Source organism: Arsukibacterium sp. MJ3, from assembly GCF_000987765.1.
In the GTDB taxonomy this organism is placed as follows: Bacteria; Pseudomonadota; Gammaproteobacteria; order Enterobacterales; family Alteromonadaceae; genus Alishewanella.
In genome coordinates, this window is sequence record NZ_LAHP01000034.1 from 1 (window position 1) to 12156 (window position 12156).

Below are 12156 nucleotides of genomic sequence, written 5' to 3' on the forward strand. Positions count from 1 at the left end.
AAAGCACTGGCAAGCAGCGATTGATAAATTACGAACATTGATTGATGATCCGCAAGCGAGTTTTTAAAATGCCTAAATTCGTGGGGATCTCTCAGGGTCGGAGCACATTTTGGCTAAAATAGCTCCGCCCCCATTTTCAGCGAACAATCGCTGGAAATAGCCCCGATAGTTGCCGACGCTATTAAGCTGGAAGCATTGGCCAAGAAACATGGCGTAGAATACGACGGCTGGGGCACCTATTTTGAAGGTGACGAAGACGATTTTGAATTGGAAGACGACGAAGAGTAGTCATTGCTTACGTTATAAATTAGCAATAAAAAAGCCGCTTTTAAGCGGTTTTTTTATTAGTGCAACACTAGGCTTTGGTTAACCGCCTCCTAGCCGTTCACGCAGTTTATCTTTTAGTTTGTCGGCAGCTTGCTCTTTAGCGTTGGCGAGTTTAGCGTTAAGCATTTGCTCAATATTGCCCTCTAGCGACGCTGCCTCGCTGTCTTGTTGATTTAACATGGCCAGCCAGTCGGTTTGGTTGCCTAGCTGTGTTTGTAGTGTGGTGTCGAGCTTTGCGCGCAAATCGGTTTGTAGTGCGGCAATTTTTGCTTTGGCTTCACCCATCACGGCATCAGCAAGCAGCTTATCAAGTGGTGAGCGAATACTCACCTCAGGCGCGCTGATTAAACCGCTGGCATGTACGTTAAGTGGAATTTCCGTTTGCTGGTTAAGTAAGGTGGCCAGTTGCTGCAGGTATTTATTGCTGCTTGGGCTAAACTTAGCGTGCTGCAATACCAGCTGAGCCTGTTGCTTTACCTGATTATCAACCAGATTCAGTTTGCCGCTGGTACTCAAGCTGGCACTGGCCAGTTGCAGCAACGTTTCGCCGCGGCCAATCGCCATGCTGTCTATCTTAATACCCTGCAGCTGCCAGTTAACGTTAGTAACCATTTGCTCGAGTATGGCAAAGTCGCCGTCCAGTTTTAGCAATGATAATTGCGGCAGGCCGCTAACTTTTGCAGTAAAACGGGTGGCAGTATTAATAATATCGTGCTGGGCGGTAATGTCTTGAATGTGTACTAAGGCTTCACCGCCGCCAATGAGCCAGTTCACTTTAGCATTTTTTATCCAGAAGTCGGGATAAGGTTGGCTGGGTAGCGGCAGAATGCGGGTGGGCAAGCTTGGCTCTGGTTCGTTGTTAGCACTGCTATCAGGCAGGTTTTTCGGAATATAGGGTTTTGCTAAGCGGTATAACGCTTCCAGCTGACCGATGCGCTCGCCCCAGAAATTACCCAGTAGTATTTGGCTAATGGGAGCCAGGCCGCCGTCACTGATATTGGCCAGTTGTTGTAGTTTTTGCCAATCGCTCTTGCTGGCATCACGCAGAGCGGTTAGCGCCCCTTGCAATTGCTCACGGCTTTGGCTTAACTGTTGCTGCACGGCTTTTACGTTATCGCGCTCGGCGCGCAGGGTGTCTTGCAGTTTTTTTAGCTCGGCCGCTTTACTGGCTAAATCGGCCGGGGTGGTAATTTGGCTGTCGGTAAGCGCTTTAATGTCAGCCTGAATTTGCGCTAACTTGGCTTTATCAGGCAGTTTCGATGGTATATCGCGCAGTATGCGTTGCTGGTTTTTAGCCAGCTGTTGTAATGCTTCACCACGGGCTACTGTTTGTAAATCGGCGCGGGCAAGAAGTTCGTCGGCGTTGGGTAAATCCAGCCGCAGTAGCTGCTGTAAATCGACGCGGTCTGCCGGGTCAGCATTAGGCCCTCGAAATACCTTGCCGGGGCTACTGCGTTCAGTGCCATAGGCCAGGCCTTCGATGGTTAACTCATTAATAACGTAATACCCTAGCAGGGCAGGCCATACTTCCAGTGCCGCCCGTGCATGGCCAAAACTTACCGTGTTATGGCTGGGCTTAACGTTATCGGTAATTTGCAAATTATTCACGTTAAGCGCTAAAGGCGCCAGGCTAAGTGAAACGTTACTGATATTCACTTCGGCGCCTACCGCTTGTTCCAGGCTGTACACCATAGCCAACCGAATGGCGGTGCCCAGAAATAAATACACCAACGCCAAGACAGCTGCCAACATGGCAAGAAAAATTAACCAACCGGATTTACGGATCATCAGACGCTCCTTAATTCAATTTTTCATACAGCTGCACCAGAGTGCTGGCTTTTAACATTTGCATAATTTTCCATTGTTGCAGTTTGCTCATTAGTTTAGTGCGGTACTGTTGTACCAGCACGGTACTGAGCCAAGCGACCGGTACTAGTAGCACTATACCCAGCACAAAGGCACCTAAAACCAGGGTGTGATGTAAATGAAATAACTGCAGGGTTTCGCTTTGTGCCAATAGTGTTAGCAGCGCCGGGCTTTGTGCATATTGCCAGGTAAGGGCTTCCAACGCCTCGCCAAATAACAACATTAGTCCACTACACACGCCCCATGCCAGTAAAAAAGTGGACAGGTTCACGGTAAATAAACACACCAACAAAACAATCAGCAGTGTTAGTAAACCAAAAGGCAGCAAACCCGCTAGCAGGCCCAAGCCAATAGCCCAGCCTATTTGCCAGGGAGAAGCTTGCGAGTTGAGTACTTTAAGGAGTTTAGCGAACATTGTTAACATAATAGCGTCCTGTTAGTGTTAACCAGTTTTAACTGCCTATAAGGTAACAGCCAATGCTATTTTTGTCAGCGTTAAGCGGGTAAGATTAGCCAATACTGATTAAGAAGGAGTTCTGATGCGTTATGTCATCCTAAGCCTTTGCTTGCTGCTGGCAGGCGTGGGCTGTAGCGATAGCACCACAAAAACGGCGTTTAACCCGGCGTGGCTGTCCGCCAAAGCGGCGCAGCAAGCTTTAGCTGACGAGCAGCTGAGTAGTGAACAGCTGGTGGCGTATTACCTGCAACAAATTGAGCTGAATAATACCGCAGGTTATCAGTTGGCGGCGATCAGTGATATTAACGCAGATGCATTAGCGCAGGCCCGGCAGTTAGATCAGGAGCGTCTTGCTGGCAATATTCGCTCGCCATTACATGGTTTGCCAGTAGTATTAAAAGCAAATATTGCCACCCACGACAGTATGCCAACCACGGCTGGCGCTCTGGTATTAAAGGGCCACTTAACGGCTGAAGACGCTACGCTGGTAGGTCAGCTTCGTGCTGCAGGAGCCATTATTCTGGCGAAAAGTAATTTGTCAGAGTGGGCCAATTTCCGGGGTGAAAAATCGGCTAGCGGTTGGTCAACGCTGGGTGGTCAGGTGCGTAATCCGCATTTGCTCAGTCACAGCCCTTGTGGTTCGAGTTCAGGCTCGGCAGTTGCCGTGGCGGCTGATTTTACCTTGCTTGCCGTAGGCACGGAAACTGACGGTTCCATTATTTGTCCGGCGGCAATTAATGGCATTGTCGGTATTAAACCAACCCGGGCAGCGGTATCTGGCGAGGGTATTATTCCGATTGCGCAGTCGCAAGATATTGCCGGCCCTATGGCCAGAACCGTTTATGATGCGGCGCTATTATTAGATGCACTATTAACCGCAGAGACAAAAACACGCTTTAACACCTCACTAAGTGAGGCGGCTGAACAAACTCCCTCGGCTAAAAAAGTACTGTTGGTGCGAGCCTATGATAAACAGGATGCTGCTTTGGTGCCTATGCTGGACAAACTGACGGCAGCGCTAAGCGCTGCTGGTATTGAAGTAGTTAATGCACCGCAATGGCAACTGCCTGCTGCGTTATATCAGGCTGAGCTGAAGGTGTTAGTGTATGAATTTAAACGTGATGTAGAGCAATGGCTGAAGGATTATCAGGTGCCAGCCGCGTTTGACACTCTGGCCAAGATTGTCGAATTTAATAATTCACAAGGTAAAACAGCACTGGCATTTTATGGTCAGGAGTATTTAGAGCAGGCTGCTTCGATTGATTTAGAAGCTGATTATGCCGGTTATCAGCAGGCGCTAACTGACAGTAGGCGGCTGGCAGAAGCCGCCTTAGATCAGTATCTGCGTCAGCAAGGCTTTGATGCTATTATTTTTCCATCTTATGGTCCGGCCTGGCCGATTGATCATATTAATGGCGACGCTTTTAATTTTGGTACTTCCACTGCGGCTGCCGTAGCCGGTTATCCGTCTATTACCTTGCCGGCAGGCTACAGCGGTATTTTGCCACTGGGGGTAAGCGTGGTTGGCCTACCCTGGTCAGAACCTGAGTTATTAGCGTTGGCCAGTTTATTAGAGCAACGCTTAGCGGCCTATCAACGGCCGGGATTTGTTGCCAAACTCAGCCACTGAACGCGTTGGCAGTGGTTATTTTGACATCATTGCAGCTAAGGCGTAATCTTAGCGCACTGGTTTTTGGCAACCTTAACTAAAACAACACGGCAGCTGATACAGACACTATGTTAAGCACTCTAGTACAACAGCAAAAGCACTGGACTATCCCGTTGATGGTCAGTATTGCATTTGCCTGGTGTTTAGCGTTGTGTAGCGGTGTAACTAACTATGCTTACGCGGCCGATGCAGTACCCCCTTGCCATGGTCAAAGTGTATCTGCTAATGATTCCTTAGCCTTACTGCTGGATGTTAAACACGACAATTGTACTGGTTGTGATAATCAGGCTACGCCACTTGATAAGTTATCGCTACCTGCAGTTATTCTATTTGTTAGCTGGCAGCCCGTTACGGATATCTGGCCGCAGAGCACGGCTGCTGATGTTTGGTTTGCCCATACACCACCACCCCGATCCTCAGTCCCTCTTTATTTGCGAAAAAATCTGCTGTTGATTTGATACCTGCCGTTGGCTTTACGGTTATTTTCGGTATGTCAAAAACAGAGGTTTTAGTATGTTTATTCCGCTTAGATACGCATCACTGGCAACATTGCCCGTGCTGTTCTTGTTATTACAAATGCTACTGCATAGCACCGCTTGGGCAAACGCGGCTAAGCAGCAAGCGCCTGCTCTTGCACACCAGCATCAACATCAGCATGAACAGCATCAGCAGCAAACTGATACGCTGTTGCAGCAGAGCGCTGTCGCCCAGCAAAGCCCGTTAGCGCAACTAACTAAGCAGCCAGCTGTTTATACCTGCTCGATGCATCCGCATGTTCGGTCAACTAACCCCGATGATCGCTGCCCTATATGTGGCATGGCGCTTATTCCGGTAGCCATATCCGAGCCGGAAAATCACTCTGACCCTTTTTCTGCTGGCAGCTTGCGGTTATCGGCGCGGGCCGAAGCCTTGTTGCAACCTGAACTTACCCCGGTGCGCCGGCAGCGGGCAGAGGGTGAGCTGTCGCTGGTCGGTAAGCTGGCTGCCGATCAAAGCCGCTTAAAAACTATCAGTGCCTGGACATCGGGTCGTATTGAGCAACTGTACCTCAGTACTACCGGAATAGATGTCGAGGTTGGCCAGCCGATGGTCGAAATTTTTAATCCGGATATCATTATTATTCAACAAGAGCTGGTTCAGGCAAAACAGTTAGGTCAGTCTGCCACAGGCAGTTTATCGGCCAGTAACACGCTGGCAGCAGCAAAACGGCGTTTGCGTTTGCTGGGGGTGCCTGCCACGCAAATTGAGGCCATTTTTAAAAGCGAAACCCTGCAGGATACCGTCACCATTAGTGCGCCGGTGTCGGGAACCGTAATGGAGAAGTGGGTGAATGACGGCGCCTATGTCAGCACGGGTCAGCCGCTGTTTACCGTGCTGCAGCTAGATAAAGTATGGCTGGAACTGGAAGCGTTTGAGCATCAGTTGGCCGCAATAGTGCCAGGTCAGCCGCTTACTGTAGAATTACTGGCATTGCCGGGTGAGCACTTTTCCGCCAAGGTGCTGTTACTGGAACCGGTGGTAGATGCTAACCGGCGTACGGTGCGCGTGCGGGCCGTGCTGGATAACCCAGATGGCCGTTTAAAACCCGGCATGCTGGCCAAAGCCCGCTTGCTGCATAGCAAAGAGGACGTACTGCTGATACCGGTGTCGGCAGCACTGCAAACCGGTAAAAGGGCACTGGTATACGTAAAGCTAGATGAGCAGCAGCCAACCTTTGTTGGCCGTGAAGTGATACTGGGCCCGCGTTTTGGCGATCAGTATCAGGTGTTATCTGGTCTTGCTGAGGGCGAGCTAGTGGTCAGTAAGGGCGCATTTCGGCTAGACAGTGAGCTGCAAATTCGCGGTTTACCCAGCATGATGGCGCCAGATGGTGCGGCTGGCGATCCGCATGCTGCTCATACTCCAGCACCGACACAACAGAAAAATTTTCGCTTAGCGCCAGCCTCTGAAGCTGTTTTAATGGGGGCGTATCAGCAGGCTTATCTGGCGCTAACCGAGGATGACTTGACAGCTTGGCAGCAGGCTATGGCCGTATTTCAGCAACAGGTTGCTGCTATTGGCTGGCCAACGCATTTGTCAGGCAGCTTACAAGCACTAAAAGCAGGTGCCGATAACCCGCAGCGGGTAACGGGCTTAACTGAAGCACGACAACAATTTTACCAGCACAACGTTGGGTTATTGCGACTGGCAGAGCTTGGGGTGTTGGGTGCCGGTTGGTATCAAGCCTATTGCCCTATGGCCCAAAGTGGTGAGGGTGCAACGTGGCTACAGCCGCAAGCCGAGCTGTTAAACCCGTATTTTGGGTCTGCCATGTTGCACTGTGGTGAGATCCAGTTGCAGTTTGCTGCTCAGGAGCCCGCTCATGACAGCCACTAACTTACAGGCAACGTCTATCTTTGATCGTTTATTGGCCGGCTGCCTGCAACAAAAATTACTGGTGTTGTTAGTCAGTGCTGTGTTGTTGGTGGTTGGGGTGGCGTATGCCCCTTTTGGTTGGAATAACAGTATGCCGCTTACTCCGGTGGCCGTTGATGCTATTCCAAACCTTGGTGAAAACCAGCAAATAGTGTTTACTGACTGGCCGGGCCGTTCACCGCAAGATGTAGAAGATCAGCTTAGTTATCCACTTAGTGTCGCTTTAATGGGTGTGCCTGGCGTTAAGGATGTGCGTTCGTTATCAATGTTTGGTTTTTCCAGCATCGCGGTGATTTTTGATGAAGGTATAGAGTTTTATTGGGCGCGCAGCCGTTTACTGGAAAAGCTGGCCAGTTTGCCGGCAGATACCCTGCCCTTTGGCGTGCAGCCTGCTCTGGGGCCAGATGCTACGGCGCTCGGTCAGGTATTCTGGTACACCTTAGAAGGGCGAGACCCAGCAGGTAAACCCACTCCAGGCTGGGATCTGGAAGAGCTGCGCACGATCCAAGACTGGTATTTACGCAATGGCTTACTGGCAGCAGAGGGCATAAGCGAAGTCGCGTCAATTGGTGGCTATCAGCGTGAATACCAGATAGAAGTTGATCCTGATTTGCTGCGTATTCATCAGGTGAGCCTGGCGCAGGTTAGCGCTGCGGTAATGGCTGCTAATTTAGATGTTAGTGCCGGCAGCCGCGAAATTAATGGGGTGGAGTACCTGATCAGGGGTGTAGGTTTTATTAAAAGCTTACAAGATATAGAGCAGGCGGTTGTGCGCTTAGCATCTGATCTGACCCCTATTACGGTAGCAGATGTGGCAAGGGTGCAATTCGGGCCAGCTGCGCGACGTGGCGCGCTCGATGTAAATGGTGCTGAAGCGGTGGGTGGCGTTGTAACAGTGCGCGAGGGTTACAATCCGCGTCAGGCCATTAGCAATATTAAGCAGCGTCTGGTAGAAGTGAGCCGTGGCTTGCCGGCAAAAGCGGTAATTGACTGGCAGCAGATATCGGGTGCTGAGGTAGACGCTTTTGCCGGCGACTGGCAACTGCCGCTCTGGCAAAGCCAGCAGCCAAGCGGGCCGGGCCAGCAGGCGGCAATGCAAGGTCAGGATAAGCACGTACAAGCTGCCTGGCAGGGGTTTTTACGTAGCCAGCCGAAAGCGCAGTGGCCAAGCTGGCTAACGTTAAGCCAGCTTACGGTAGTGCCTTTTTATGATCGTAGCGAATTGATTGATGAAACGCTGGGCACCTTACAGGATGCATTAACTCAGCAACTGTTGGTAACGGTAGTGGTGGTGCTGGCGATGTTGCTGCATTTACGTGCCGCGCTGGCGGTTAGTTTGATGCTGCCAATGGCAGTGCTGCTAAGCTTTATTGCGATGAAATGGTTGGCGGTAGACGCCAATATTGTGGCGCTGGCCGGTATTGCCATTGCCATTGGCACCATTGTTGACATGGGTATTATTGTTAGTGAAAACCTACTAAGGCAACGCCAACAAAAGCCACAATTGTCAGCAACTGAGGCAGTGCTACTTGCTGGTAAAGAAGTGGGGCCTGCCATTCTTACCGCTATAAGCACCACGGTAATCAGCTTTTTACCGGTGTTTAGTATGACCGGCGCAGAAGGCAAGTTGTTTGGCCCCCTGGCTTACACCAAAACTTTTGTGTTGCTGGCGGCGGCCTTACTGGCTTTAACGGTATTGCCGGTGTTGCTAAGTTTATTGTTTCAGTGGCGTAAACAAGATGCGGTGCGTACCTGGCAACATTGGCTACTAAGCAGCCGGCGTTGGTGGTTGTTGGCGGCACTGCTTGGGCTGTGTATCTGGTTGGGTGCGGGTTTGCTGTGGCTAGCCACCTTACTTTATGCGCTGGTGCTGCTATGGCAACAGTACAAAACGCGGCTGTTAGCGTTGCTTAGTCAGCACTGGCCAGCATTTGGTCGCTATCGTAGCCGCTGGCAGCAACTGAGTGCCCGTGTACCCGGCGCTTTCTGGCGTTTAGGCCATGGGCTGCTGGTGGTGGCAGTATTACTTAGCGTCGTCACGCTGCTTAGTAAGGTGTGGTTACCCCTTGGTCCCATGCAAGGAAATACGGCGAATTGGTGGTTTGTGCTGTTGTTAATTGGGCTGGTGCTTGGCTTTTTCTTATTGTTTTTGTGGGTTTATCCCACAGTACTGGCCGCTTGTTTGCGGCTAAAGTGGTTGTTTTTAGTGCTACCACTGGTACTGGTGGGCTATGGTAGCACCGTCTGGCTGGGAGCGCAGCATACCCTGGGTTGGCTGCCAGCGTTGTATAACCGCCTTGGCGGCGATGCCCAGCAACTGCGTGATACGGATAGCTGGCAACAGCTAGCAAAGCGTTATCCAGGCCTTGGCCGGGAGTTTATGCCGGCGCTGGACGAAGGTGCTTTTTTACTGATGCCAAGTTTAATGCCCCACGCCTCTATTGCTGAGGCACTGGCAGTACTGCGCCAACAAGACCAGGCCATTGCCGCTATTCCTGAAGTACGCTCGGTGGTAGGTAAAATTGGCCGGGCCGACACCGCGTTGGATCCGGCGCCGCTCGGCATGATTGAAACGGTGATTCAATATCACACTGAATATAAAACTGATACCAATGGCCGGCGTTTATATTTTCGGTTTAACAGCAAAGACGGTAAGTTTGAGCGTGATACGGCCGGTGAGCTCATTGCCGACAGTCGCGGCCGGCCTTACCGGCAGTGGCGCGAACATATTCAGACGCCGGATGATATTTGGCAGGAAATTATTCAGGCCGCGAGGCTGCCGGGGGTAACCTCGGCGCCTAAACTGCAACCGATTGAAACCCGCTTACTAATGCTACAAACCGGGATGCGTGCGGCGATGGGCGTGAAATTATCTGCACCCGATTTAGCCACTCTGGATCAGTTAGCGCAACAGCTGGAAGTATTACTGCGTGAGGCACCCGGTGTGCAATCTGCGTCAGTTAATGCCGAGCGGGTAGTGGGCCAGCCCTATCTGGAAATTCACCCAAACCGTGCCGAAATAGCCCGCCATGGCCTGAGTATGCAACAGGTACAACAGAACCTGGCCAGTGCCATTGGCGGTATGGACGCCGGGCGCACGGTAGAAGGGCGAGAACGTTTCGGCATTACGGTACGTTACCTGCGGGAGCAGCGCGACACGTTGGAACAACTGGCAGCAATACTGATTGATACTCCGGCGGGCTATCCGGTGCCATTAACACAACTGGCTGACATTCGCTACCAACGTGGCCCGCAGATGATCCGCTCTGAGAATACCTTTTTAACAGCTTACGTTACTTTTGGTGGCCAGGCTGATTGGGCCGAAGTGGAGGTAGTTGCTGCGGTAGCTGACTATTTGGACGAAAAACGGCTCGCGGGTGACTGGCAACTGCCTGCCGGCGCCAGTTATAGCTTTGCCGGCAGTTTTGAAAACCAACAGCGTGCTGCGACCACTTTACTATGGGTAGTGCCACTGGCTTTGCTGCTGATTTTTATGCTGCTATACCTGCAGTTTCGCCGAGTAAGTACCACCCTGATGATTTTCAGTAGTATTGCGGTGGCTTGGGCCGGCGGTTTTATTATGCTCGACTGGTTTGCGCAGAGCTGGTTTTTAAATTTCAGTTGGTTCGATATTAATCTGCGTCAGTTATTTCAGCTGCAACCTTATAATCTTAGTATCGCGGTGTGGGTAGGCTTTCTGGCGCTATTTGGTATAGCCGTGGATGACGGTATTGTTATGACCAGTTATTTAAAACAAGCCTTTGCTAATGCCTCTGCCAGCACAAAAGCCGAAGTAAGGGCGCTGGTTATGGCGGCGGCACAAAAACGGATCCGTCCTTGTTTGATGACGTCGGCCACCACTATTCTGGCACTGTTGCCGGTAATGACGGCGACAGGCCGCGGCGCTGATTTAATGATCCCCATGGCAATACCAACCCTAGGCGGCATGCTATTTGTGTTACTGAGTGTGTTGATGGTGCCGGTACTGTACTGCGCGGTGGAAGAGCGACGGGTTTGCCGAGGGGCGCGTTAATGCAATACTAGCGAGCGACTGCAATACCCGATTTGGCTTACCACAGCAACTACTCTGTGGCAACAAAATCGGGTTTCCAGTCGCTCACTAAAGAGCTGAAAAGCAAGAATCGGATTGCCCTAAGCCAAGGCAATAAACCCAAAAAAGGCAATAATTGCTGCTATTAACGCATACGGGAACTGAGTTAATGCATGGCTCATTAGATCACAACCCGAGCCTTGCGCCGCCAGCACCGTTGAGTCACTGTAAAAACAAGCCTGGCTGCCAAACGAACTGGCGGATAACAACGCGCCTATTACCAAGGGAATATTGGCATCTACCGCAAAGGCAAGCGGCATAACAATAGGAATAGACACTGCAAAAATACCCCAGCTGGACCCTGTAGCAAAGGCTAACACCGCCATGGCTAAAAATACCAAGGCTGGCAGCATTTGCGCACTCATGTAAGGGGCCAGGTTTTCAATAACGTACAATGGTAAGCCTAGCTGGTCGCAGACATCCTTAAAAACAAAGGCGGCAATTACCGTACAAATGGCCGGTAGCATGCTTTTAAAGCCATGCATCATTAGGTCCATCATTTCAACAAACGGCATTAAACGCTGCGCCATATATAGAGGAATGGTTAATACAAATGTTAAAATCAGCGCCGGCCAAATTTCGGCATCAAAACAGATAGTAAAGCCCACCAACATCAGCATGGGTATGACAAAATTATGTAATTTGCCATGACTGCGATCGCTTTGCTGTATTTCTTGTTCAAACGATTGCATTGCAAATTCGTCAGCACCGTGGTTATTACGTGCAGTAATAACTTGGCTGGTAATAACGTCAATTGTGGGTGAGTTTTGCGCAGCCAACTCGGCCTTTTTCATTGGCCCAAATAATGGCACTATACCCAGGATAACCAGTGGCACCATAATCATAGCCAGCCAGGCATACAGCATATACGGAATGGCTGAAATATAAGTTCTTATACCATTTGGGTCTGTGTCGGGCGCGACATCATTGGCGACCAACAGCCCACCAAAAAATACCGCCCAGGTTGAGATAGGCACCAGCACACAGACTGGTGCGGCGGTTGAGTCGACCACATAGGCCAGCATTTCACGGGACACTTTGTATTTGTCGGTAATACGCTTCATGGTTTCACCTACCGTCAGCGCATTTAAATAATCATCAACAAAAATAACAATACCCAAAAAATACGTCATTAGCAGTGAGGGTTTACGACCACTGGCATAGTGCTGCGCCATTCGACCAAAAGCAAAAGCCCCGCCGGTGTGAACCAGTAAAGCAATTAACGCACCGAAGCCTCCACAGACTAAAATTAACCAGCCAATGGTTTCATCTTGCATTACCCGTACCGAGGTTTCACCCAGATTAAACAGT

General features: G+C 50.6%; 8 protein-coding genes. 5 read left to right on the plus strand and 3 right to left on the minus strand.

From position 1 onward, the window contains the following. The first annotated feature begins 132 nt into the window (after positions 1-132). Positions 133-288, plus strand: a complete 156-nt coding sequence (locus tag VT06_RS18750; protein ID WP_255353050.1) for a ribonuclease E inhibitor RraB — start codon at positions 133-135, stop codon at positions 286-288. Positions 289-366: 78 nt separating this feature from the next. Here the strand turns inward: VT06_RS18750 and VT06_RS16045 are convergent, their stop codons facing one another. Beyond that, entirely contained in the window at positions 367-2115 is a 1749-nt protein-coding gene (locus tag VT06_RS16045) for a TIGR03545 family protein (protein ID WP_052750322.1), read from the minus strand. Positions 2116-2125: 10 nt separating this feature from the next. After that, positions 2126-2617 (minus strand): TIGR03546 family protein, encoded by a 492-nt coding sequence (locus VT06_RS16050; protein WP_046555345.1) that lies wholly within the window; start codon positions 2615-2617, stop codon positions 2126-2128. A 115-nt stretch (positions 2618-2732) separates the two neighbouring features. On the opposite strand from VT06_RS16050, the gene VT06_RS16055 reads away from it, so the two are divergent. From VT06_RS16055 to VT06_RS16070, 4 genes are all read left to right on the plus strand, one after another. After that, positions 2733-4280 carry an amidase gene (locus VT06_RS16055; protein ID WP_046555346.1) on the plus strand — a complete coding sequence of 516 codons (1548 nt, stop codon included), beginning with the start codon at positions 2733-2735 and terminating at the stop codon, positions 4278-4280. Between the two features lie 107 nt (positions 4281-4387). After that, the gene (locus tag VT06_RS16060) at positions 4388-4777 is read left to right on the plus strand and encodes a hypothetical protein (RefSeq protein WP_046555347.1); all 390 of its coding nucleotides are present in this window, start codon (positions 4388-4390) and stop codon (positions 4775-4777) included. 55 nt (positions 4778-4832) lie between these two features. Continuing rightward, entirely contained in the window at positions 4833-6695 is a 1863-nt protein-coding gene (locus tag VT06_RS16065; RefSeq protein ID WP_046555348.1) for an efflux RND transporter periplasmic adaptor subunit, read from the plus strand. Next, positions 6682-10767: an efflux RND transporter permease subunit gene (locus VT06_RS16070; RefSeq protein WP_046555349.1), complete on the plus strand. Its 4086-nt coding sequence runs from the start codon at positions 6682-6684 to the stop codon at positions 10765-10767. The genes VT06_RS16065 and VT06_RS16070 overlap by 14 nt, the downstream gene beginning before the upstream one ends. Positions 10768-10886: 119 nt before the next feature. Here the strand turns inward: VT06_RS16070 and VT06_RS16075 are convergent. Beyond that, positions 10887-12156 (minus strand): Na+/H+ antiporter NhaC family protein (locus VT06_RS16075; RefSeq protein ID WP_046555350.1); only part of this gene is annotated, 1270 nt, incomplete at its 5' end.

Coding starts and splice junctions, on each gene's coding strand:
- VT06_RS16045 (WP_052750322.1), bottom strand. CDS start 2,115: ATGATCCGTAAATCCGGTTGGTTAATTTTTCTTGCCATGTTGGCAGCT.
- VT06_RS16050 (WP_046555345.1), bottom strand. CDS start 2,617: ATGTTAACAATGTTCGCTAAACTCCTTAAAGTACTCAACTCGCAAGCT.
- VT06_RS16055 (WP_046555346.1), top strand. CDS start 2,733: ATGCGTTATGTCATCCTAAGCCTTTGCTTGCTGCTGGCAGGCGTGGGC.
- VT06_RS16060 (WP_046555347.1), top strand. CDS start 4,388: ATGTTAAGCACTCTAGTACAACAGCAAAAGCACTGGACTATCCCGTTG.
- VT06_RS16065 (WP_046555348.1), top strand. CDS start 4,833: ATGTTTATTCCGCTTAGATACGCATCACTGGCAACATTGCCCGTGCTG.
- VT06_RS16070 (WP_046555349.1), top strand. CDS start 6,682: ATGACAGCCACTAACTTACAGGCAACGTCTATCTTTGATCGTTTATTG.